This is a genomic window from Pseudonocardia halophobica, from assembly GCF_027922425.1.
Classification (GTDB): domain Bacteria; phylum Actinomycetota; class Actinomycetes; order Mycobacteriales; family Pseudonocardiaceae; genus Pseudonocardia; species Pseudonocardia halophobica.
In genome coordinates this window covers 33,834-55,189 of the sequence record NZ_BSFQ01000034.1, presented here as the reverse complement: position 1 = coordinate 55,189, position 21,356 = coordinate 33,834, and the positions used below count along the sequence as shown (strand labels likewise).

Annotated in this window: 23 protein-coding genes; 11 read left to right on the top strand and 12 right to left on the bottom strand. The window is 74.5% G+C overall.

The features are described from left to right. The first annotated feature begins 49 nt into the window (after window positions 1–49). On the top strand, window positions 50–448 hold the full coding sequence (locus tag PKE99_RS28820; protein ID WP_037046736.1) for a DUF1801 domain-containing protein: 399 nt from the start codon (window positions 50–52) through the stop codon (window positions 446–448). A 279-nt stretch (window positions 449–727) separates the two neighbouring features. Here the strand turns inward: PKE99_RS28820 and purE are convergent, their stop codons facing one another. Beyond that, a complete protein-coding gene (purE, locus tag PKE99_RS28815; protein WP_269323009.1) occupies window positions 728–1,234 on the bottom strand; it encodes a 5-(carboxyamino)imidazole ribonucleotide mutase in 507 nt (168 codons plus the stop codon). Further along, window positions 1,231–2,466: a 5-(carboxyamino)imidazole ribonucleotide synthase gene (locus PKE99_RS28810; RefSeq protein WP_269323008.1), complete on the bottom strand. Its 1,236-nt coding sequence runs from the start codon at window positions 2,464–2,466 to the stop codon at window positions 1,231–1,233. Before PKE99_RS28810 ends, purE begins: the two co-directional genes overlap by 4 nt. A gap of 82 nt (window positions 2,467–2,548) precedes the next feature. Here PKE99_RS28810 and PKE99_RS28805 point away from each other — a divergent pair, with 82 nt between their 5' ends. After that, window positions 2,549–3,082 carry a GtrA family protein gene (locus PKE99_RS28805; protein ID WP_051737519.1) on the top strand — a complete coding sequence of 178 codons (534 nt, stop codon included), beginning with the start codon at window positions 2,549–2,551 and terminating at the stop codon, window positions 3,080–3,082. A gap of 6 nt (window positions 3,083–3,088) precedes the next feature. Here the strand turns inward: PKE99_RS28805 and PKE99_RS28800 are convergent, their stop codons facing one another. The 3 genes from PKE99_RS28800 to PKE99_RS28790 all read right to left on the bottom strand — a co-directional run bounded on the left by PKE99_RS28800 (window position 3,089) and on the right by PKE99_RS28790 (window position 6,165). Further along, entirely contained in the window at window positions 3,089–4,033 is a 945-nt protein-coding gene (locus tag PKE99_RS28800; RefSeq protein ID WP_156067645.1) for an alpha/beta fold hydrolase, read from the bottom strand. Window positions 4,034–4,233: 200 nt separating this feature from the next. Next, complete coding sequence (locus tag PKE99_RS28795) at window positions 4,234–5,505, bottom strand: ATP-binding protein (protein WP_037046444.1); 1,272 nt, start codon at window positions 5,503–5,505, stop codon at window positions 4,234–4,236. Window positions 5,506–5,508: 3 nt separating this feature from the next. Then, the gene (locus PKE99_RS28790) at window positions 5,509–6,165 is read right to left on the bottom strand and encodes a response regulator transcription factor (RefSeq protein ID WP_037046442.1); all 657 of its coding nucleotides are present in this window, start codon (window positions 6,163–6,165) and stop codon (window positions 5,509–5,511) included. A gap of 54 nt (window positions 6,166–6,219) precedes the next feature. Here PKE99_RS28790 and hisN point away from each other — a divergent pair, with 54 nt between their 5' ends. Together hisN and PKE99_RS28780 are read left to right on the top strand one after the other, a co-directional pair. After that, window positions 6,220–7,038 carry a histidinol-phosphatase gene (gene hisN / locus PKE99_RS28785; RefSeq protein WP_037046440.1) on the top strand — a complete coding sequence of 273 codons (819 nt, stop codon included), beginning with the start codon at window positions 6,220–6,222 and terminating at the stop codon, window positions 7,036–7,038. Between the two features lie 26 nt (window positions 7,039–7,064). Continuing rightward, on the top strand, window positions 7,065–7,541 hold the full coding sequence (locus PKE99_RS28780) for a MaoC family dehydratase (protein ID WP_037046437.1): 477 nt from the start codon (window positions 7,065–7,067) through the stop codon (window positions 7,539–7,541). 96 nt (window positions 7,542–7,637) lie between these two features. Here the strand turns inward: PKE99_RS28780 and PKE99_RS28775 are convergent, their stop codons facing one another. From PKE99_RS28775 to PKE99_RS28765, 3 genes are read right to left on the bottom strand one after another with little or no spacing between them, the layout of a single operon-like run. After that, window positions 7,638–8,570, bottom strand: coding sequence for a hydroxymethylglutaryl-CoA lyase (locus PKE99_RS28775; RefSeq protein WP_037046435.1), 933 nt, complete (start codon window positions 8,568–8,570; stop codon window positions 7,638–7,640). Continuing rightward, window positions 8,563–9,048 (bottom strand): PH domain-containing protein, encoded by a 486-nt coding sequence (locus tag PKE99_RS28770; RefSeq protein WP_037046432.1) that lies wholly within the window; start codon window positions 9,046–9,048, stop codon window positions 8,563–8,565. The genes PKE99_RS28775 and PKE99_RS28770 overlap by 8 nt, the downstream gene beginning before the upstream one ends. Window positions 9,049–9,069: 21 nt before the next feature. Further along, the gene (locus PKE99_RS28765; RefSeq protein ID WP_037046431.1) at window positions 9,070–9,912 is read right to left on the bottom strand and encodes a biotin--[acetyl-CoA-carboxylase] ligase; all 843 of its coding nucleotides are present in this window, start codon (window positions 9,910–9,912) and stop codon (window positions 9,070–9,072) included. A gap of 222 nt (window positions 9,913–10,134) precedes the next feature. Between PKE99_RS28765 and PKE99_RS28760 the strand changes: the two genes are divergently transcribed. Together PKE99_RS28760 and PKE99_RS28755 are read left to right on the top strand one after the other, a co-directional pair. Beyond that, complete coding sequence (locus tag PKE99_RS28760) at window positions 10,135–11,772, top strand: acyl-CoA carboxylase subunit beta (protein ID WP_037046428.1); 1,638 nt, start codon at window positions 10,135–10,137, stop codon at window positions 11,770–11,772. 55 nt (window positions 11,773–11,827) lie between these two features. Next, on the top strand, window positions 11,828–12,067 hold the full coding sequence (locus PKE99_RS28755) for an acyl-CoA carboxylase subunit epsilon (RefSeq protein WP_037046426.1): 240 nt from the start codon (window positions 11,828–11,830) through the stop codon (window positions 12,065–12,067). Between the two features lie 140 nt (window positions 12,068–12,207). Here PKE99_RS28755 and PKE99_RS28750 read toward each other — a convergent pair whose 3' ends face one another. The 4 genes from PKE99_RS28750 to PKE99_RS28735 are packed head-to-tail and all read right to left on the bottom strand — an operon-like array spanning window position 12,208 to window position 15,943. Next, entirely contained in the window at window positions 12,208–12,774 is a 567-nt protein-coding gene (locus PKE99_RS28750; RefSeq protein ID WP_197040656.1) for a GTP-binding protein, read from the bottom strand. Continuing rightward, window positions 12,758–13,141, bottom strand: a complete 384-nt coding sequence (locus PKE99_RS28745) for a DUF742 domain-containing protein (RefSeq protein ID WP_037046423.1) — start codon at window positions 13,139–13,141, stop codon at window positions 12,758–12,760. Before PKE99_RS28745 ends, PKE99_RS28750 begins: the two co-directional genes overlap by 17 nt. 1 nt (window position 13,142) lies before the next feature. After that, window positions 13,143–13,544 (bottom strand): roadblock/LC7 domain-containing protein, encoded by a 402-nt coding sequence (locus PKE99_RS28740; RefSeq protein ID WP_037046421.1) that lies wholly within the window; start codon window positions 13,542–13,544, stop codon window positions 13,143–13,145. Next, window positions 13,541–15,943 (bottom strand): sensor histidine kinase, encoded by a 2,403-nt coding sequence (locus tag PKE99_RS28735; RefSeq protein WP_051737518.1) that lies wholly within the window; start codon window positions 15,941–15,943, stop codon window positions 13,541–13,543. Before PKE99_RS28735 ends, PKE99_RS28740 begins: the two co-directional genes overlap by 4 nt. An 823-nt stretch (window positions 15,944–16,766) precedes the next feature. On the opposite strand from PKE99_RS28735, the gene PKE99_RS28730 reads away from it, so the two are divergent. The 5 genes from PKE99_RS28730 (at window position 16,767) to PKE99_RS28710 (ending at window position 21,313) form a co-directional block, all read left to right on the top strand. Next, the gene (locus PKE99_RS28730; protein ID WP_063739771.1) at window positions 16,767–18,518 is read left to right on the top strand and encodes a hydrogenase maturation protein; all 1,752 of its coding nucleotides are present in this window, start codon (window positions 16,767–16,769) and stop codon (window positions 18,516–18,518) included. A gap of 88 nt (window positions 18,519–18,606) precedes the next feature. Further along, the gene (locus PKE99_RS28725) at window positions 18,607–18,837 is read left to right on the top strand and encodes a hypothetical protein (protein WP_156067643.1); all 231 of its coding nucleotides are present in this window, start codon (window positions 18,607–18,609) and stop codon (window positions 18,835–18,837) included. Further along, a complete protein-coding gene (locus PKE99_RS28720) occupies window positions 18,837–19,955 on the top strand; it encodes a histidine kinase (protein WP_231498233.1) in 1,119 nt (372 codons plus the stop codon). Before PKE99_RS28725 ends, PKE99_RS28720 begins: the two co-directional genes overlap by 1 nt. Continuing rightward, the gene (locus PKE99_RS28715) at window positions 19,952–20,599 is read left to right on the top strand and encodes a response regulator (RefSeq protein WP_037046685.1); all 648 of its coding nucleotides are present in this window, start codon (window positions 19,952–19,954) and stop codon (window positions 20,597–20,599) included. Before PKE99_RS28720 ends, PKE99_RS28715 begins: the two co-directional genes overlap by 4 nt. A 69-nt stretch (window positions 20,600–20,668) precedes the next feature. Further along, entirely contained in the window at window positions 20,669–21,313 is a 645-nt protein-coding gene (locus PKE99_RS28710; protein ID WP_037046416.1) for a Maf family protein, read from the top strand. Window positions 21,314–21,356 lie beyond the last annotated feature (43 nt).

The window sequence follows — 21,356 nt, the reverse complement described above, 5'->3', positions numbered from 1 at the left end:
GGCCGATTCCCGGTCCGGGCGGGTACGCCACGATCACCCGGTGAGCGAGATGAGCCCCGACGAGTACCTCGACGCCGTCGACGAGAAGCGCCGCGCGGACGTCCGGGCCCTCGACGCCCTGATCCGCGAGGAGGCGCCGGGCCTCGACCGTGTGGTGCAGCGCGGGATGCTGGGCTACGGCCCCTTCCGCTACCGCTACGCCACGGGGCGGGAGGGCGAGGCCGCGCTGATCGGGCTGGCCGCGCAGAAGCGGTACCTCTCGCTCTACGTGCTCTGTGCGGTCGACGGCCGGTACCTGGCCGAGACCTACGCCGACCGGCTACCGGGGGCGTCGATCGGGAAGTCGTGCGTGCGGTTCACCGCGCTCGGGAAGGTGGACGAGCAGGTGCTCCGCGAGCTGGTGGCGGAGGCGGCGGGCATGGGCCCGCGGGACGCGGCCGGGGTCTGACGGCCCCCGGACATGAGTGATCCCCGGGCCGCAACCCCGTCGGAACGGGGAGCGCACGCCGAGCTGGACTGGGCTCGGGCCCGGGGAACACTGGTGACCGCCTGGGATTCGCCGGCACCTACCGGCTTCCACTGGCCGTCAGGAAGACGTCCTGTTGGTGCCTAGCGGACAGCCACCTCACGAGTCCTGTCGCTAATCAACGTCGGACCACCTCCCTTCTCGTGTACCGCCACCCTACGACTGCGGGGCGGCCGCGCGCCACGAAATTGGGGAGTGTGATCAGGAGCCCGGCCCGGAGGCCTTCTCGCGCAGCGCCGCGTCCTTCTGCAGCACCATCTCCTCGAGCGCGGACTGGAAGCTCTCCATCCGCGCCCGCAGCTCCGGATCGGCCGCGGCGAGGATCCGCACGGCGAGCAGGCCGGCGTTGCGCGCGTTGCCCACCGCGACCGTCGCGACCGGTACGCCGGCGGGCATCTGCACGATCGACAGCAGCGAGTCGAGCCCGTCGAGCACCTTCAACGGCACCGGCACGCCGATCACCGGCAGCGGGGTCGCGGCGGCGACCATGCCGGGCAGGTGGGCGGCGCCACCGGCCCCGGCGATGATCACCTGGATCCCGCGGCCCGCGGCGTCCCGGGCGTAGTCGAGCATCCGCTGCGGGGTGCGGTGCGCGGAGTACACGCCGACCTCGTACTCGACGTCGAACTCGGCGAGGGCGGTCCCGGCGGCCTCCATGACCGGCCAGTCCGAGTCGCTGCCCATGATTACGCCGACGCGGGCGCTCACACCCGTGCTCCCGCCTCGGTGGGAGCTCCGGCCGCCGCGGCCCCGTCGTGGACCGACCAGCCGTCCGTCCACTCCGCGGTGGACAGCCACTGCGCGGCGAGGACGGCCTTGCGCCGGGTCTCGGCGAGGTCGGTGCCGAGGACGTTGACGTGCCCGACCTTCCGCAACGGCCGCTCGCCCTTCCCGTAGAGGTGGACCTTGACGTCCGGGAACCGGGCGAAGAGGTGGTGGATGCGCTCGTCGACGCTCATCTCCGGCGTGCGGTCCGCGCCGAGCACGTTGGCCATGACGACGACCGGCGCGGTCATCGTGGTCGTGCCCAGCGGGTAGTCGAGCACCGCGCGGAGGTGCTGTTCGAACTGCGACGTCCGGGCGCCCTCGATCGTCCAGTGCCCGGAGTTGTGCGGGCGCATCGCCAGCTCGTTGATCACGAGCCCGGAGTCGGTCTCGAACAGCTCGACGGCCAGCAGCCCGGTGACGTCGAGCTCCTGCGCGATCCGCAGGGCGAGCGACTGGGCCTCGAGTGCACGCTCCTCGGCCAGGTCCGGCGCGGGCGCCAGGACCTCGACGCACTGGCCGGCCTCCTGCACCGTCTCGACGACGGGCCACGCGGCGGCCTGCCCGAACGGCGAGCGCGCGACCTGCGCGGCCAGCTCGCGGCGCATGGTGACGGCCTCCTCGGCCAGCAGCGGGGTGCCGGCGGCCAGCAGCTCGCGGACGAGATCGGGATCCGCGTCGCGCAGGAACCAGACGCCGCGGCCATCGTACCCGCCGCGGGCGGCCTTGAGGACGACCGGCCAGCCGTGCTCGGCGGCGAACGCGTCGACCTGCTCGGGCGTGGTGATCTCGGCGAAGGCCGGCACCGGGAGCCCCATCGCCGAGAGCCGACGGCGCATGACGAGCTTGTCCTGGGCGTGCTGCAGGGCGTCGGGGTGCGGCCGCACCGGCACGCCGTTCGCGACCAGCGCGCGCAGGTGCTCCTGCGGCACGCCCTCGTGGTCGAACGTCAAAGCGTCGCAGCCGACCGCGAGCGCCTCGAGCGCGGCGAGGTCGTCCGCCCCTCCCGGCACGACGTCCGGCGCGACGAGGGGCGCGGGCTCGTCCGGCTTGACGGCCAGGACCCGCAGCGACTGGCCCAGCCCGATCGCGGCCTGGTGCGTCATCCGGGCCAGCTGGCCCCCGCCGACCATCCCGACGACCGGGAAGTCCCGGCGCGGTGCAGAGGTGCTCACGGTCGGAGAAGCCTACCCACCGACACGCGGGAGACCCGGGCCGGACGCCGGTGCGCTGCGTGGCTCTGGCACGATCGATCGAGTGTCCCTGGTCGAGACGACGCTGGCGCTCATCCCCGAGCCCTTCCGCGGCATCGCCATCAAGCACCGGGAGCTGCTGAAGTTCGCGATCGTCGGCGGGGCGACGTGGGTGATCGACACGGTGGTCTTCCTGGTCCTGAAGACCACGGTGCTGGACACCAAGCCGCTCACCGCCAAGATCATGGCAGTGCTGGTGGCCACCATCGTGTCGTACGTCATGAACCGCGAGTGGTCCTTCCGGACCCGCGGCGGCCGTGAGCGTCATCACGAGGCGCTGCTGTTCTTCGTCGTCAGCGGCCTCGGGGTGGCGATGTACTCCGCGCCGCTCGCCGCCTCGCGCTACCTGTTCCACCTGCAGGTGCCCGAGGTGTCGCTGCTCGCCCAGGAGGTCGCGGACTTCGTCAGCGGGCAGATCCTCGGCACGCTCGTCGGCATGGCGTTCCGCTGGTGGGCCTTCCGCCGGTTCGTGTTCCCCGACGAGAACGTGCGCCGCCAGGTCACCGTCCCCGAGCACCTCGACGAGCTGGGGCAGTAGGCCGGCTCACCAGTCGATCGCGCCCAGGAAGCCGAGCAGCGCGGCGTTCACCTCCGCCGGGCGCTCCTGCTGCACCCAGTGCCCCGCGCCCTCGACCAGGACCTCCCCGCGCAGGTCGTCGAGATACTCCCCCTGCCGGTCCGGCGGCGTCATCCGCAGCACCGGGTCGGCGTCGCCGGCCACGAAGAAGCTCGGCGCCGCGACGCGCGCTCCCGCGAGCTCGGGCGTGCGCTCCCAGTTGCGGTCGAAGTTCCGGTACCAGTTGATCCCGCCGGTGAACCCGGTGCGCGCGAACTCCGCGGCGTAGTGGTCGAGCTCCTCCTGCGTGAGCCAGTCCGGCAGGGACTCCGGCTGCGGCAGCCGCTCGACGATCCCGCGGCCGTCGTCCGCGCCGATCAGCCTCGTCCCGTCCCCGGCGACCAGGCCGCTGAGCATGCCGCGCATCGTGAGCGCCGGGTCCTCGGCCATCTCGGCGTCGGCGACGCCCGGCTGTTGGAAGTGCAGGATGTAGAAGAACTTTCCGGCCAGCTTCTCGCGCCAGATCTCCGTCGGCGGCCGCTGCGCGCGCGGCACGAACGGCACGCTCATCCCGCAGACCCCCGCGACCCGCTCGGGGTGCAGCAGCGCCAGGTTCCACACGACCATGGCGCCCCAGTCGTGCCCGACGAACACGGCCCGGTCCTCGCCGAGGTCGTCGAGCAGCGCGACGAGGTCGCCGGTGAGGTGGTGGATGTCGTAGTCCTCCACCCGCTCGGGGCGTGACGAGCCGCCGTACCCCCGCTGGTCCGGCGCGACCGCGCGGTAGCCCTCGGCCGCGAGCGCCGGGATCTGGTGCCGCCACGAGTACGCCAGCTCCGGGAAGCCGTGCGCCAGGATCACCGGCCGGCCCGAGCCCTCCTCGGTGACCCGCAGCCGCACCCCGTCGCCCACCTCGACCGTCCGCTCCGCCATACCCGCACCGTAACCGAGCGGGCGTTCAGGTAGTGGTGGCTCGGACGGGCGACGGCCGGAGTTCGACGCGAGCACACCCCTCCGACCCCCGTCGCACACCCGCCGGCGCCGCGCCACACCCGGTCGACGGCCCGTGGGAGGACCGAGCGGGGCGGAGTGGTGCCCCTCGCCACCCGACCGCCGGGCCCGCCCCGCGACTCCTACCGCGGGGTTGCAGCGGGACGGGGTGGGCCGACCACGTCGTCGGCGCGGGCGGCGGGGAGGAAGATCGTGAAGGTCGGGGGGCGGGCGCGGGAGAGCTCCAACCGCCCACCGTCCGCCTCGACCAGCGCGCGGGCCAGGGCCAGCCCCAACCCGGTGGACGACTGCACCGAGACCCCCCGGTCGAACACGTGCGGCACCAGCTCCTCCGGGATCCCGGCGCCGGTGTCGCTCACCTCCACGACCAGCATGTTCGCCCCCTCCCGCGCGGAGATGGTGACGGTGCCGCCGCCGTGCTGCAGGGCGTTGTCGACGAGGGCGCCGACGGCCTCCCGGATCCTGGCGGGCGTGACCCGGGCGAGCAGGCCTTCCGGGACCCGCAGCTTGAGCCGCCGCCCGGCGGACTCGAGGGCGGGGCGCCACTCGTCGGCCACCTCGGTGAGGCCCGAGCGCAGGTCCATCGGCTCGGCCCCCGCGGCGCGCGCGGCGCGGGCGGCCTCCAGCAGCTCGTCGAGCACCTCGGAGAGCTTCTCGGTCTGTTCCAGGGCGGCGAGGGCCTCGCGGCGGGCGCTGGGGTCGGGATGGGTGGAGAGCTCGTCGAGCCGCAGCGTGAGTGCGGTGATGCGGCTGCGGAGCTGGTGCGAGACGTCGCCGACCAGCGCACGCTCCCGCTGCACGAGATCGGCGAGGGCGCCCGCCGAGGTGTCGAGCACGTCGGACACCCGGTCGAGCTCGGGGATGCCGTGGCGGAGCGGGGTGCGGCGGAAGTCGCCGGCGCCGAGCCGGGCGGCCCGCTCGGCGACGTCGAGCAACGGTTCGGCCAGCCGTCGGGCGGTGACCGTGGCGACCACCGCGCCGGTCCCCACGGACAGCACGACCAGCAGCATGACGATCACCACGACCTGGAGCTGCTGGGTGCGCATGACGGAGATCGGCTCGGAGAGCGTGATCGTGCCGCCCTGGCCGAAGGGCAGCGACTCGGACAGGATGTCCGGGCTCTCGACGGTGCCCACCCGCTGGACCGGCACGCCGGGGAGGTCGACGACGAGCTCGCCGCCCGCGGGCACGGCCAGGGCGATCGCGGCCGAGTCGAGCGGGGTGCCCGGTGGCTTGTCGTCGAGGCGGTCGTCGATCTGCTCGAGCCGCTGGATGAGCTCGGCGCGGGTGAAGTCGTCGACCAGCCGCCAGGTGGTGAAGGCCAGCGGACCGCCCAGGACCAGCGCCGTCACCGCGACGACGAACAGCGTCGAGAGCAGGATCCGGCGGCGCACGCGTCAGCCGTGGTTGAAGCGGAACCCGACGCCGCGCACCGTCGCGATGCGCCGCTCGCCGCCGATCTTGCGGCGCAGCCAGGACATGTGCATGTCCAGCGTCTTGGAGGTCTTCATGTCGGGGTCGTTCCACACCTCGCGCAGGATCTCCTCGCGGGTGACGACCTGCCCGGCCCGCAGCAGGAGCACGCGCAGCAGCTCGAACTCCTTGTTCGCCAGGCCGACCTCCTCGCCGTCGACCAGGACCCGGCGGCCGGAGAGCTCCATCCGGACCCCGCCGACCTCGACGGTCTCGGGCGTGAGCCGGCGCAGCAGGGCGCGGACGCGGGCGAGCAGCTCGGCGAGGCGGAAGGGCTTGCCGACGTAGTCGTCGGCGCCGGCGTCGAGGCCCACGACGAAGTCGACCTCGTCCGTCCGCGCGGTGAGCATCAGCACCGGTAGGTCGGGGAAGTCGGGCCGCAGCCGGCGACAGACCTCGAGCCCGTCCATGCCGGGCAGGCCGAGGTCGAGGACCAGCAGGTCGACGTGCCCCTGCCGGACGGTCTCCAGCGCGGTGGTGCCGTCGGCGGCGACGTCCACCTCGTAGCCCTCGCGCTGCAGGGCGCGGGAGAGCGGCTCCGCGATCGCGGCGTCGTCCTCCGCCAACAGGACGGTGGTCACGCCGGTGAGCTTAGGCCCGTCCGCACCCGGGCACGCGTGGCATGCTCCCCGCCCGTGACCTCCACCGGGACCGATTCGGACACGCGGGCGGATCTCGCCCTCGCGCTCCAGCTCGCCGACATCGCCGACGCGATCACCCTGCCGCGCTTCCGCGCCACCGACCTCCGGGTCACGCGCAAGCCGGACCGCACGCCCGTGACCGACGCCGACACCGCGGCCGAGGACGCCCTGCGCGCCGCGCTGGGCGGGCAGCGGCCGGGGGACGCCGTGCTGGGCGAGGAGCGCGGCGGCTCGCTCGACGCGCTGCCGCCGAGCGGGCGCGGCTGGGTGCTCGACCCGATCGACGGCACCAAGAACTTCTCCCGCGGGATGCCGGTGTGGGCCACGCTGATCGCGCTGACCGAGCACGGCCGGCCGACGGTGGGCGTGGTGAGCGCCCCGGCACTGGGCCGGCGCTGGTGGGGCGCCGCCGGCCACGGCGCGTGGACGAGCGACCGCCCGGGCGGGGAGTCGCGGCGGATCTCCGTCACCGGCGTGGCCGACCTGGCCGACTGCTACGTCTCGACCACCGACCTCAACACCTTCCGCGCGCACGGCCTGCTCGACGGCTGGCTCGCGCTCACCGGGGCCTGCTGGGAGACGCGGGCCTTCGGCGACTTCTGGCAGCACTGCCTGGTCGCCGAGGGCGTCATCGACCTGGCCGTGGAGCCGGAGGCCAACGCGTGGGACCTCGCCGCGGTGCAGCCGATCCTCGAGGAGGCCGGCGGCCGGCTCACCGACCTGCAGGGCCGGCCGGGCTTCGCCGGCGGCAACGGCATCGCCTCGAACGGCCTGCTGCACGACGCCGCTGTGACGATCCTCGGGGCGGGCTGAGGCCGGGCGCGGGTTAACGTTCGTTCATGCCGGATGCTTCCGAGATCGCGTTCGAGGACCTCACGCCGGGCCGGGTCTTCGACTTCGGTTCCGTGACCGTCGACCACGACGAGATGGTCGAGTTCGCCCGCCGCTTCGACCCCCAGCCGTTCCACCTCGACGAGGCCGCGGGCAAGGAGTCGATCTTCGGCCAGCTCGCCGCGTCGGGCTGGTTCACGGCCGGGCTGTGGATGCGGCTCTACGTCGACGACCTCCTGCTGCGCTCGACCGCCCTCGGCTCCCCCGGCGGCGACGAGATCGCCTGGCCGGCGCCGGTCTTCGCGGGCGACGAGCTGTTCGCCTCGCTCGAGATCCTCGAGGCGCGGCGGTCGTCGTCGAAGCCGTGGATGGGCCTGATCACCCTGCGGGCGTGGATGCGCCGGGGCGCCGCGGACAGCGAGGACGTGGTCTACCGCGCCCGCTTCACCGGGATGTTCGGCTCCCGGGACCAGCCCCGCCCCTGAGCCCGTCGACCACACGACGGGCTCAGGGATCGGCGATCGCGTGCATCCCCGGCTGCCAGCACGGCCGCCGTCGCACGCGCATGACGATCATGGACCTCAGGCGCCGGAGAGCGCCTTGACCACTCGGGAGGGCGACGGGCGGCCGAGCTTCCCCGCCATCCACACGCTGGTCGCGACGAGGGCGTCGAGGTTCGCGCCGTGCGTGATCCCCAGCCCGTCGAGCATCCAGACGAGGTCCTCGGTGGCGAGGTTGCCGGTGGCGGACTTCGCGTACGGGCAGCCGCCGAGCCCGCCGGTGGAGGCGTCGACCGTGGTCACGCCGCGGCGCAGGGCGGCGAGGGTGTTGGCCAGGGCCTGGCCGTAGGTGTCGTGGAAGTGCACGGCGATGCCGTCGACGGCGACCGACGCCGCCACGCACGCGTCGATCACGGCCTCGGCGTGCCCGGGTGTGCCGGTGCCGATGGTGTCCCCCAGCGAGAGCTGCCAGCAGCCCATCTCCATGAGCCGGCGTCCGACGGCCGCGACCTGTGCGGGCTCGACCGCGCCCTCCCACGGGTCGCCGAAGGCCATCGAGACGTACGCCCGCACCCGCATCCCGTGGTCGAGCGCCCGCTTCACGGTGGGTTCGAACATGTCGAACTGCGAGTCGAGGGTGCGGTTGAGGTTCTTCGCCGCGAAGGTCTCGGTGGCGCTGGCGAACACGGCGACGTGGTCCACCCCGGCCTCGATCGCACGGTCCAGGCCGCGGTCGTTGGGCACCAGGACGGGGTAGTCGACGCCCGGCCGCCGGTCGAGCGCGGCGAGCAGCTCGGCGGCGTCGGCCAGCTGCGGGACCCACTTCGGGTGCACGAAGCTGGTGGCCTCCAGCGTGGTCAGGCCGGCGTCGGCGAGCCGCGACAGGAACTCGGCCTTCACCTCGACCGGCACGACGGCCTTCTCGTTCTGCAGCCCGTCCCGCGCGCCGACCTCGTAGATCGTCACGTGCGCGGGCAGCCCCGCGGTGGGCACGGTCATGGGCAGCTCAGGCATCGTCGGCGACCTCCTGGTAGAGCAGCGAATGCACCTTCTCGACGGCGGGGACGTCCGTGAACTCCAGCGGCTCGTCGGAGGCCGACTCGATGACGAGCGTCCCGCACCCCAGCATGCGCTCCGCGACGGTGTGCCGGAACTGCACGGTGTTGATCCGCGACATCGGGATGTCCATGCCGCTGCGCGAGAGGACCCCCTCGCGGACGAGCACCCGGCGGGTGGTGACGACGAAGTGCGTGGTCCGCCAGCGCACGAACGGCAGCACCGTGAACCGCCCCACCAGCACCGCCGCGACGACGGCGAGCGCGACCCAGGCGACGAGCGCCCAGCTCTGCGCGCTCACCAGCGCCGCGAGGAACGACGCCGCGCCGACCACCACGAGGAACACCAGCACCGGGAGCACCAGCATCTTCCAGTGCGGCCGGGTGTGGAGCACCACCCGCTCGCCCTCGACCAGCAGCTCGTCCGGATAGGCCACGCACCCACCGTATCCGGGGGATCACGCGTCGGGACGGTCCGCCGGCCGCAGGTGCACGATGTCGCCCGCCGCGATCGCGCGGCGGTGCCCGTCGGGTTCGAGGACGAGCAGGTGGCCCTGCGGGTCGACGTCCTCCGCGATGCCGACCAGCGCCGAGCCGCCGGGCATCTCGACCCGCACCTCGGACCCGAGCGAGAGGCAGCCGGCGCGGTAGTCGCCGCGCAGGCCCGACTCGTCGGCGTCGCCGGCCGCGGCGCGCCAGGCCGACTCGCGCTCGGCGAGGTTGCGCAGCAGCGCGACGAGCAGCTCCGAGCGGTCCACCCGGCCCCCCTCGGCGGCGAGCGACGTCGCGGTCTCCGGCAACGTCCCGGCCGGGGCGTCGACGTTGATCCCCATTCCGAGGACGACGCCCGGGCCGCCGCCGGACACCGGCGTCATCTCGGCGAGGATCCCCGCGCCCTTGCGGCGGTCGGGGCCGAGCAGCAGGTCGTTGGGCCACTTGAGGCCGGCGGCGACGTCCGGCGCGACGGCCCTGACCGCGTCGAGCAGCGCGACGCCGGCGAGCATCGGCAGCCAGCCCAGCCGCTCGGCCGGGATGCCCTCGGGCCGCCACAGCACGCTCACGGCGATCCCCGACCCGCGGGGCGCCTCCCAGGTGCGGTCGAGCCGGCCGCGGCCCGCCGTCTGGTGCTCGGTGACCAGCACCGAGCCGTCCGGGGCGCCCGCGAGGGCGGCCGCCATCAGGTCCGCGTTGGTCGAGCCGGTCTCCTCGACGACGTCGAGCCGGGACCAGCGCCCGGCGGGGCCGAGCAGGGCGTGTCGCAGCGCGTGCTCGTCGAAGGGCTGCGGCGCGGGGGTGCTCACCGCCGGAACCTATCTCCGCACGCGCCGCCCTTCCCGGCCCGAGGCGTGGTGAAGGCGCCCGACGGTGCCGGAGGCGCGTCCGGTGCGCCGAGCGGCGCGCCGAGCGACCGACCGGCGGCACACCGGCCGACCGGGCCCGACCGGGGTGACCGGCGGGAACGTGACGCAGACCGCTCCGCCGGGCGGCCCGGGCGCGTAACGGCCGGGTTAGGCTCCGCAGCCATGAGCGCTGCAACGGAGCCGATGGGGGACCCGTCGAACGCCCCGGACGTCGAGCCGGACGTGCACACGACGGCCGGCAAGCTGGCCGACCTGTACAAGCGGTACACCGAGGCCCTGCCCTCCGAGGCGGCGGCGGAGCGCCAGCACGCGAAGGGCCGGCAGACCGCCCGCGAGCGGATCGACCAGCTGCTCGACCCCGGCTCGTTCGTCGAGCTCGACGCGCTCGTGCGGCACCGCTCCACCAACTTCGGGATGCAGGAGAAGCGCCCCTTCGGCGACGGCGTCGTCACCGGCACCGGCACGATCGACGGCCGCCCGGTCGCCGTGTTCTCCCAGGACGCCACCGTGTTCGGCGGCTCCCTCGGCGAGGTCTACGGCGAGAAGATCGTCAAGGTCATGGACGTGGCCGCCAAGATCGGCTGCCCGGTCATCGGCATCAACGACGGCGGCGGCGCCCGCATCCAGGAGGGCGTGGTCGCCCTCGGCCTCTACGGCGAGATCTTCGTCCGCAACGTGCGGGCCTCCGGCGTGATCCCGCAGATCTCGCTGATCATGGGCCCGTCGGCGGGCGGCGCGGTGTACTCCCCGGCGCTCACCGACTTCACGGTGATGGTCGACGAGACCAGCCACATGTTCATCACCGGCCCGGACGTCATCAAGACGGTCACCGGCGAGGACGTCGACATGGAGGAGCTCGGCGGCGGCCGGGCGCACAACTCCAAGTCCGGCGTCGCGCACTACCTCGGCTCCGACGAGCAGGACGCGATCGACTACGTCAAGGAGCTGCTGAGCTTCCTGCCGTCGAACAACCTGTCCGAGCCGCCGACCTACCCGGCGCCCGAGCCCACCGCCGGCTCGATCGAGGACGGCATCACCGACACCGACCGCGAGCTCGACGAGCTCGTCCCGGACTCGGCGAACACCCCCTACGACATCCGCGAGGTCATCAGCCGGGTGGTCGACGAGGGCGAGTTCCTCGAGGTCCAGGAGCTGTGGGCGCCGAACATCGTGACCGGCTTCGCCCGCGTCGAGGGCCGCTCGGTCGGGATCGTGGCCAACCAGCCGACCCAGTTCGCCGGCTGCCTCGACATCGACGCCTCCGAGAAGGCCGCCCGCTTCGTGCGGACCTGCGACGCCTTCAACATCCCGATCCTCACCTTCGTCGACGTCCCGGGCTTCCTGCCGGGCACCGACCAGGAGTGGAACGGCATCATCCGCCGCGGCGCCAAGCTGATCTACGCCTACGCCGAGGCGACCGTCCCCAAGGTCACGGTGATCGTCCGCAAGGCCTACGGCGGCGCGTACGACGTCATGGGCTCCAAGCACCTCGGCGCCGACGTCAACATCGCCTGGCCCACGGCGCAGATCGCCGTCACCGGCGCCTCCGGGGCCGTCAACATCCTGTACCGCAAGGAGCTCAAGGGCCTGGAGGGCGACGAGCTCGCCGCCAAGCGCGCCGAGCTGCAGCAGGAGTACGAGGACACCCTCGCCAACCCCTACATCGCCGCCGACCGCGGGTACATCGACGCGGTGGTCCCGCCGTCGCACACCCGCGGGTACGTGGGCCGCTCGCTGCGGATGCTCGCGACCAAGCGGGAGCAGGGCCCGGCCCGCAAGCACGGCAACATCCCGCTGTGAGTGGCGATCGTCGCCAGGGCGACCGTCGGCACTCACGAGGCGGAGAGGTGCGGGGATGAGCGAGAACGTCGAGGAGAAGACCCCGGAGGAGCGCCGCGCGCTCTTCCGGGTCGTCAAGGGTGACCCGACGCCCGAGGAGCTGGCGGCGCTGACCGTGGTCCTCGCGGCGGCCGCGAGCGGTGGCGACACCCCGCCGCCGAAGGCGCGCGACCTGTGGTCGAACCCGGCGGACCGGGTGCGCCGGCCGCTCGACGTCGGCCCGGGCGCCTGGCGCGCCTCGGTGCTGCCCCGCTGATCCTCCCCCGGTACGGACCAGCCGAGCACGGACCCGGAAGGCCCCGAGAACGACGACGGGCTCCCACCCGAGCGGGTGGGAGCCCTGTCGCCGAGGAGCGGGGTCCGTGATGAAGACGCGCGCCGGAGGATCCCGGCGCGTCAGCCCGCGACGGCCGTGCGCGACAGCGCGTGCTCGACCAGCGCCACCAGCGACCGGAGACTCGAGTCGGCCTCGCGGGCGTCCATCCACAGCACCGGAGTCTCCGGTGCGAGCGCGAGCGCGTCGCGCACGTCGTCCTCGGAGTGCGCGTCCGAGCCCGGGAACCGGTTGACCCCGATGACGTACGGGATCCGCCGGTCCTCGAAGTAGTCGATCGCCGGGAAGCACTCGTCGACCCGGCGCAGGTCGACCAGGACGACTGCGCCGACGGAGCCGCGCGCCAGCTCGTCCCACATGAACCAGAACCGGGACTGCCCGGGCGTGCCGAACAGGTACAGGATCAGCGACTCGTCGACCGTGATGCGTCCGAAGTCCATCGCGACCGTGGTCGTGGTCTTGTCCGGCACGGCGACGGTGTCGTCGACGCCGACCGACGCGGAGGTCATCGCCTGCTCGGTGAGCAGCGGGGGGATCTCCGACAACGACCGCACGAAGGTCGTCTTGCCCACCCCGAAGCCACCGGCCACGAGGATCTTCAGCGGGTACAGCTCACGCCGATCGCGCACGGAGCCCCTCCAACAGTCTCTCCAGGATCTCGGGGCCGGGGGCACCGTCGCCCCCGACCTGCGGCAGGTGCACCGCGACGTAGCCGGCGTCGGCGAGGTCGCCGACCAGCACCCGGGCCACGCCCACCGGCACCTGCAGGGCCGCACCGATCTCGACCAGCGAGACCGGGGCCGCGGCGAGGCCGAGGATCGTCCGGTACTCCAGCTGCAGGTCGGCCGCGTGCCGGCCCGAGTGCGTGACCGTCACGAGCGCCTCGACGGGCAGCTCCTTGCCGGCCGAGCGGGTCCGCCCGCCGGTGACCGCGTAGACCGGGACGACCCGGCCCGCCCGTCTGACGGGCTGGTCGTCCGCCGTTCCGTCCCGCACCTCAGCGGCCCGCCGGGGTGCGTGGCGCCGGGGTCAGCGCGTGGCCGACCCGCGACGCCAGCAGGGTCATCTCGTAGCCGATCATGCCGATGTCGCAGGCGCGCTCGGCGTGGACGGCGAGCGTCGCCCCGCGGCTGACGGCGGTGACGAACAGGTAGCCGCCCTCCATCTCGAGGATGGTCTGGCTCACCGCACCGGAGCCCAGCAGCTGGGCGGTCCCGTTGGCCAGGCTCACCAGGCCGGAGGCCGCGGCGGACAGCTGGTCGCCGAGGGCCTCGCCGACACCCGGCGAGGAGGCGAGGCGCAGCCCGTCGCCGGAGACGACGACGGCGTTGACGACGCCCGGGACGTCCCGGGTGAACTCCACGAGCAGCCAGTCCAGCCGGCCGGTCGACGTGCTCACGGGTTGGTCCTCCTGTCGGTGATGTGCTGGTCGTGCTGGTCGTGCATCCCGGTCCCGTCGAGGCCCTGGTCGGCGACGGCCTGGGCGGCCTGCCGGCTGGCCTGGTAGCGGGACAGGGCCTGGGCGGCATCGGCGCTGGGCCCGGCCGGGGCGGCGGGCGCCGCCGGGGCGACGGGCTCGGCCGTGCCACCGCGCAGCTCGGGGGCGAGCGACGCCTGCGGGACGCGGCGCCGCAGCCCGCTGGAGCCGGTGGCCGGGGGCCGGAGGCCCTCAGCCGGCGCCGGGCGGGGGGTCGGGATCGGGACCCGGGTGGTGTCGGTGCCGTCCGTGTCGCCGGCGCGGTCGGTGGCGCCGTCGGTCCGCTCGGTGGCGCGGTCGGTGGCGCGGTCCGGCTCGTGGCCGTCGGCGCCGTTCCCGTTCGCGTGCCCTGCGTGCCCGTCGGTGCCGTTCGCGCGGGCGTCGGGGGTCGGGCCGGCGGAGGTGGCGCCGTCGCCCCCGAGGAGGGCGTGACCGTTCCTGCCGGTGCCGTTGTGGCCGACGGTGCCCTGCCCGAGGCCGTGGGCGCCGTTCCCGTTGACACCGTTCCCGTTGACACCGAGGCCGTGGGCCCCGTTCCCGTTGGCACTGCCGTGGGAACCCCCGTTGCCACCGAGGCCGTGCCCGTTGTGGCCGGCGCCGTTCGGGCCGTGGCCGTTGAGCCCGTTGAGCCCGTTGGCCGCGTGGCCGGTGCCGTTCCGGCCGGACCGGTCGTCCCCGACCGGGCCGGGGACACGGTCGGCGGGCGCCGGGTCCCACCAGCCCGACCAGTTGCCGCCCGGCACGGCCGGGATCGGCGCGGACCGGGTGACCGGCAGCGCCGCCGGGGTGGCGGGCGAGGCCGGCGGGGTCGCCGACGCGGCCGGGGCCCGGCGCGCGACGGGGGTCGGCCGGTCCTGCGGGGTCGCGGGGGCCGGCGGGGTCCAGGCCGGGGCGGTGGCGGCCGCGATGCCGGGGAGCGGGCTGCGCTCGGCGGTCGCGGTGGCCTGGGCGCGGCGGGCGTGCTCGGCCGGCGGCTGCTCGTGCACCGCGGTGGCCCGGCGGGTCTGCTCCGGCCCGCTGCCGATCCCGGCGTGCGGCCCGGCCTGCGGGTCGGACACGAAGAGCGCCGCGGGGAGGACCACGACGGCGGTCAACCCGGAGCCCGGCGTGGTGGACAGCGACACCTCGATGCCGTGCCGCGCCGCGAGCCGCGCGACCACGTGGAAGCCCAGCCGCTGCGACACCGAGAGGTCGACCTCGCGGGGCCGGATGAGCAGCTCGTTGGCCGCGGCCAGCTCGTCGTCGGGCATGCCGACGCCCCAGTCCTCGATCGTCAGGATCTGGCCGCCGATCTCGGCCCGCTGGGGGCGGCTCCGGATCGTCACGGCGGTGTCCGGCGGGGAGAAGCGGACGGCGTTCTCGGTGAGCTCGGCCAGCAGGTGGGTCAGGTCGGCGACGCTGTGGCCGGCGACCGCGATCCGGTCGTCGACGGAGAACTCGACCCGCTCGAGGTCCTCGGTCTCGGCGATCGCCGCGCGCACGACGTCGCGCATCGACACGGGCGCCGACCAGACGCGGGGCGGCTGCTCGCCGGAGAGGACGAGCAGGCTCTCGGCGTTGCGGCGGACGCGGGTGGCGAGGTGGTCGAGCTTGAACAGCTCGGCGAGCGCGTCGGGGTCCTGCTCCTTCTCCTCGAGCTGGTTGATGATGTCCAGCTGCCGGTAGAGCATCGACTGGTTGCGGCGGGCCAGGTTGACCAGCATGTCCGAGGTGAACTGCCGGCGGCCGATCTCGGCGTCGGCGCGGACGAGCTCGCGGCCGAGCTCCTCCTTCTCGTGCTGCTCGTCCTCGGTGATCCGCCAGAAGATCACCATGCCGACACAGGCCAGCAGTACCGCGCCGGCGTGGATGCCGCCCCACAGCCACGGGTCACGCTGCGCCGCGGGGTGGTTGAAGATCAACGTCGGGTAGAAGATCGTCCCGATCCCGTGCGAGACGCCGGTGAGCAGGATGTTCCAGAGGAACGGCACCCAGTCCTGGTACAGCGCGATGAAGCCGATGATGATGAAGAAGTGGAAGTGCGACTCGATCGTGCCGTGCGTGACGGCCACGAGCGCGATGGAGCACCACACCAGCCCGGCACTGACGCACGAGGACGCGACGCGCCGCTGCGTCACGAAGTGCCCGACCACCAGCAGTACGACGACGGGCGCGATGGCGGCCCCGAGCACCAGCCCCAGCGGGTTGCCGAGCAGCCACCCGAACAGGAACAGCACGGGGATGTGGGCCGCCAGGACCCACTGCAGCAGAAGATGCCGCCTGCGGAACGACGCCTCGTCGAGCGTGTTGCCGCGTGGCAGCCAGTCCAGCAGCCTCGTCATTCGTCGGCCACCCTCTCCGTCGCTTCGTCCAGCTCGTCGCGCGTCGCCGGCAGGCCGCTCACTCTCGGCCCCGGGCCCGTCCGGGCAGTCATCCGTTCGGGTCGGGGCCCCGCCGGATTTCGCACGCGTCGACGGCGGAAGGTACACGGAGCGTGTCCCGGGCATGACTCGATCGCGTGCGAACGGGCGGTCAACGCCGTTGCGGACTGCCGATCGTCGCGGGATCCGGGCCTTTCGCCCCTGTCCGAGGTGAACCGGACACCGCCGTTCGGCAGAGTGCGGTGCCCGGTCCGGGGCCGTTGCGACCGCCGGGCTCAGACTGCCGACCACTCGCCGCGAAAGAGGTTCATCCGGCGAGAGAACGTCCGGGACGGTCGTTGGACCGCCCTCCCTGTGAGCCCGCGGAGGCGGTCGATAGGCCCTTCGGACGCGTCCGGCACCGGGACGCCGGGAGGGCGACCGCAAGTGAGCACACGACCCCGAAGCGCGGCGAATTCACCTCTTCGGAGCAGCGGTCGAGGTACCCGAGGTGACCGCTCGGCGACTCACCGCGTCCACTTCGGCGTGTCGGCGTGCGGAAGCTCGGGCCCGCAGGACCCCTGACCACCTGCGACGACGTTCTCGCTCGCGGGTCGGGTACCTCCGCCCGGAGTCGATCTTCTCGGCCGATCGGCCCAGTCGATCACCCGCACGACCGAGGTAACGTGCCTTGCGGTCCACGTGCAGCACCGGGGGGCAACCCGCGCGCGGTCGTGGAGACCGCGGTGCAGCGTGGCGCCCGGTCGGCAGTGCTCCCCCACTGGTCGATCACCCGGAGAAGTACGTGAGAATCCTGCTGCTCTGTTCGTCCTACAACGGGCTGACCCAGCGCGTCTGGACGGAGCTCCGCGAGGACGGTCACCACCTCGACGTCCGCCTCGCGCACGACGAGGCCGCGATCCGCAAGGCCGTCGAGACCACGCGACCCGATCTGGTGCTCTGCCCGTTCCTCAAGGAGCGGGTCCCCGAGGACGTCTGGCGGGGTCAGCGGGTCGTGGTGATCCACCCGGGCCCGCTGGGCGACCGCGGCCCGTCGTCGATCGACTGGGCGATCACGGACGCGGAGCCGGTGTGGGGTGTCACCGCGCTGCAGGCCGTCGAGGAGATGGACGCCGGCCCGATCTGGGGCCACCGGACCTTCCCGATGCCGGCCGAGCCGCCGCGCAAGTCCGCCGTCTACAACGGACCGGTCGCCGACGCCGCCGTCGAGCTGGCGCGCGAGGTCGTGGCGAAGGCGCAGGACCCGGCGTTCGAGCCGCAGCCCGCGGAGTCCTTCGGCGACGCGGTGATCGGGCGGCTCCGGCCGACCATGAAGCAGACCGACCGGGTCTTCTCCTGGGAGGACCCGACCGACCACGTGCTGCGCCGCGTGCGGGCGGGCGACGGGGCGCCGGGCGTGCGCTCGGAGCTCGCCGGCGTCGCGCTGTCGGTGTTCGACGCCCACCGCGGCTCCGCCACCCCGGGCGCCCCCGGCTCGATCGCGCTGCGCCGGCACGGCGCCCTCCTGGTGCGCACCGGCGACGGCGCGGTGTGGATCGGGCACGCCCGGATCCCGGGCGGGGTGAAGCTGCCCGCCGCGACCGTGCTGGGCGGCGCCCTCGAGGGCGCCCTCGACGAGGTGCCGGAGTCGCTCGAGCGGCCCACCGGTCCGTCGGACGGCTACCGCGAGATCAGCTACCGCCGCGTCGGCCCGGACGGCTGCGTGGGCGTGGTGCGCGCCGATCTCTACAACGGCGCCATGTCGGCGAGCCAGGGCCACCGGGTCGCCGCCGCGCTGCGGCACGCGGCCGCCCAGGACACGAAGGTCCTGGTCTTCGAGGGCGGCGAGATCTTCTCCAACGGCATCCACCTCAACGTCGCCGAGGGCCGCCCCGACGCGACGGTGGAGAGCTGGCGCAACATCAACGCGATCAACGACGTCTGCCGCGAGCTGCTCACCTGCACCTCGCAGCTCGTCGTGACCGCCGTGGGCGGGCCGGCGGGCGCCGGCGGCGTGATGATGGCGCTCGGCGCGGACACCGTGCTGCTGCGCCGCGGCGCCGTGCTCAACCCGCACTACCGGAACATGGGCCTGACCGGCTCGGAGTACTGGACCTACGCGCTGCCGCGGCGGGTCGGGATGGCCGACGCCGTCCGGTTCACCCGGGACTGCCTGCCGGTCGGCGCGGCCGAGGCGCTGCGCACCGGCCTGGTCGACGAGGTGCTCGAGGGCGACCGTACGGCCTTCGACGAGCAGGTCGTGGAGCACGCGGTCCGGCTCGCCACCGGCGACGGGTACGCCGCCGCCCTGGCCGCCAAGCAGGCCGCCCGGGAGGCCGACGAGCTCCGCCGCCCGCTGGAGACCTACCGGGTCCAGGAGCTCGCCGAGATGAGCCGGGACATGTTCGACGACCGTTTCGGCTACGCCCGGCTGCGGCACGAGTTCGTCGCGAAGGCCAAGGACACGTCGTTCGACGACCCGACGATCGCCCGCTCCGTCCGCGAGGCGACGGCCGAGGTGGAGGCCCCGCCGGTCGTGGCGGAGATCGCGGGCTGACCTCCACCCCCGGGTGGAGCTGCCGCTCCACCCGGGATCGACCCGCGGATCGACGACCCGCGGCGGCCCCCGGAGCACGCTCCGGGGCATGGACCTCGCCTCGGGGAACCCGCTGGTCACCGCTCTGCTCGTCGGGGTGCTGCTCGTGCTGGTCGTGGCCCGCCAGCTGACCGACCGGCCCACACCGCGGCGTGCGATGTTCGTGCCGCTGGTGCTGACGGTCCTCGGCGTGCTGACGCTGCTGGTGCTGCGCGCCCGGGTCGCCGCGGCGGCCGGCGTTGACGGGGCCGGGTCGCCGCGCGCGAGGATCGGGGGGTGATGCTCGACGCGGCCGGACCCGGGTCGCGGCCCTCCGTCCTGCGGCGGGCCGCGGCCCTGGTCTGGCTGCCGATCATCGTCGCCGCCGCCTGGGCCGGGACCCCACGGCTGCCCGTGACCCCGCTCGCGGTGGCGGCCACGGCGCTCGCGAGCGCCGGCTGGGTGATCACGGCGGCCCGCATCGGGCGCCCCGGCTGGGACCCCGCCGGGCTCGTCGCGACGGCCGCCGGCGGCTGCCTCATGGCCGCCCTGGCCGGGAGCTGGTCGGTGTCGGTGGCCTTCTGCTTCGTGGCCGTCGGCGCCGCGGGGGCCCGGCTCGGCCGGCTCCCCGCCGTCGCGCTCGCGGCCGCGGTGGCCCTGGCCCTCGCGCTGACGATCGCGCGCGGCGAGCTGACGGAGTCGCTGCTCGTCACGCTCGGGATGGCCAGCGTGCTGCTGCTGGGGATGAGCCGGCGGGACGCGCACCGCCGCGCGGAGGAACGCGAGCTCGCCCGCGCCGCGGAGACCCGGGCCGCCGAGGAGCACGCCCGGGCCGCGGCGCTGGCCGAACGCGCGCGCATCGCCCGCGACGTGCACGACGTCCTCGCGCACTCGCTGTCGGCGCTGTCGGTGCAGCTGCAGGGTGCGCGGCTGATGCTGCATCGCGACGGCGCGCCCGCGGACACCGTCGCGCAGGTGGAGCGGGCGCAGCGGCTCGCGACCGAGGGCCTGGCCGAGGCGCGCCGGGCCGTGCACGCGCTGCGCAGCGGACCCGTCGACCTGCCCACCGCGCTGCGGGTGCTCGCCGCCGACCATCCCGGTGCCACCCTCGACCTGGCCGACGACCTGCCGGCGGTCTCCCCGGAGGCCCGCGACACCCTCGTCCGGACCACGCAGGAGGCCCTGTCCAACGCCCGCAGGCACGCCCCCGGTGCCCCCGTCACGGTGCGGCTCCGGCCGGCGGGCGGGGAGGTCGAGCTCGAGGTCACCGACGTGACCGGCGCCCGTCCCGACCCCGGGGCCGGCGGCTACGGTCTGGTCGGGATGGCCGAGCGGGCGGCGCTGGTCGGCGCCCGGCTGGACGCGGGACCGACGGAGGACGGATGGCGGGTGCGGCTGAGGGTCCCGGCTGCGCCATGACACTGCGGGTCGTGCTGGCCGACGACCAGCGGATCGTCCGGGACGGCCTGGTCACCCTGCTCGGCCTGCTGCCCGGGATCGAGGTCGTCGGGGCGGCCGCGGACGGCGCCGCCGCGCTGGAACTGGTCGCCGAGCACGCCCCCGACGTGCTGCTCACGGACCTGCGGATGCCGGGCGTCGACGGGGTCGAGGCCACCCGGCGGGTCCGCGCCGAGCACCCGGGCACCGCGGTCGTCGTCCTCACCACGTACGTCGACGACGAGGCGGTGGTCCCCGCCCTGCGCGCGGGCGCCGTGGGCTGGCTCTCCAAGGACGCCGACGCCGAGGCCATCGGGCGGGCGCTCCGCTCGGCCGCCGACGGGCAGACCACGCTGGACCCGGTCGCCGCCGCGCGGCTCGTCGGCGGGTCCGCCCCGCCGCCGGCGGCCGCTCCGGGCGCCCTGCCGGACGGGCTGACCCCGCGCGAGGCGGAGGTGCTGACGCTCATCGCCGAGGGCCTGTCCAACCAGCAGATCGCCCGCCGGCTGGTCGTCGGCGAGGCGACGGTCAAGACCCACGTCAACCACCTGTTCGCCAAGGCGGGGCTGCGCGACCGGGCCCAGGCCGTGAGGTACGCCTACCGGCACGGGCTCGCGGGCGGGTGATCCGCGCCCGGTGAGCGGTGCCCCGGCCTGACCGCGCACGGCCGCACGGGGCGCTCGTAGAGTCGCCGCGTGCGTCTGGTCCTCGCCTCCGCCTCCCCCGCCCGGCTGTCCGTCCTCCGCGCGGCCGGCCTCGATCCCCTCGTCCGGGTCTCCGACGTCGACGAGGACGCGCTGCTCGCCGCGATCCCCGGGGCGCCGCCGGCGGAGAAGGTGACCAAGCTGGCCGGCGCGAAGGCCACCACCGTCGCCCGCACGCTCGACGGGACGGCCGACGGGACGGCCGACGGGGCCGTCGTCGTCGGCTGCGACTCGATGCTGCTCATCGACGGGGAGCTGGTCGGCAAGCCGCACGACGTCGACACCGCGCGCACCCGCTGGAAGGCGATGGCCGGGCGGACCGGCGAGCTCGTCACCGGGCACGCGGTGCTGCACGTCGTCGACGGGGACATCGAGCGGGTCGCCGAGGGGCACGCGACCACGACCGTCCGGTTCGGCACGCCGACCGACGCCGAGCTGGAGGCGTACCTGGCGACCGGCGAGCCGCTCGTCGTCGCCGGTGCCTTCACGCTCGACGGGCTCGGCGGCTGGTTCGTCGACGGCATCGACGGGGACCCGTCCAACGTCATCGGGATCAGCCTGCCGCTGGTGCGGCGGCTGCTGGGGGCGTTGGGGATCTCCCCGACGGACCTGTGGACAACTCCCCCGGAGGACTGACGACCGGCGGCGGAGCGGCGGTCGCCGGGACTACCCTCGCGGC

Excerpts from the sequence above, each read along its gene's own strand:
- PKE99_RS28760 (WP_037046428.1), top strand. The coding sequence starts at position 10,135 with ATGAGCGCTGCAACGGAGCCGATGGGGGACCCGTCGAACGCCCCGGAC.
- PKE99_RS28735 (WP_051737518.1), bottom strand. The coding sequence starts at position 15,943 with ATGACGAGGCTGCTGGACTGGCTGCCACGCGGCAACACGCTCGACGAG.
- PKE99_RS28800 (WP_156067645.1), bottom strand. The coding sequence starts at position 4,033 with ATGGCGGAGCGGACGGTCGAGGTGGGCGACGGGGTGCGGCTGCGGGTC.
- PKE99_RS28775 (WP_037046435.1), bottom strand. The coding sequence starts at position 8,570 with ATGCCTGAGCTGCCCATGACCGTGCCCACCGCGGGGCTGCCCGCGCAC.
- PKE99_RS28755 (WP_037046426.1), top strand. The coding sequence starts at position 11,828 with ATGAGCGAGAACGTCGAGGAGAAGACCCCGGAGGAGCGCCGCGCGCTC.
- PKE99_RS28715 (WP_037046685.1), top strand. The coding sequence starts at position 19,952 with ATGACACTGCGGGTCGTGCTGGCCGACGACCAGCGGATCGTCCGGGAC.
- PKE99_RS28820 (WP_037046736.1), top strand. The coding sequence starts at position 50 with ATGAGCCCCGACGAGTACCTCGACGCCGTCGACGAGAAGCGCCGCGCG.
- PKE99_RS28725 (WP_156067643.1), top strand. The coding sequence starts at position 18,607 with ATGGACCTCGCCTCGGGGAACCCGCTGGTCACCGCTCTGCTCGTCGGG.
- PKE99_RS28720 (WP_231498233.1), top strand. The coding sequence starts at position 18,837 with ATGCTCGACGCGGCCGGACCCGGGTCGCGGCCCTCCGTCCTGCGGCGG.
- PKE99_RS28780 (WP_037046437.1), top strand. The coding sequence starts at position 7,065 with ATGCCGGATGCTTCCGAGATCGCGTTCGAGGACCTCACGCCGGGCCGG.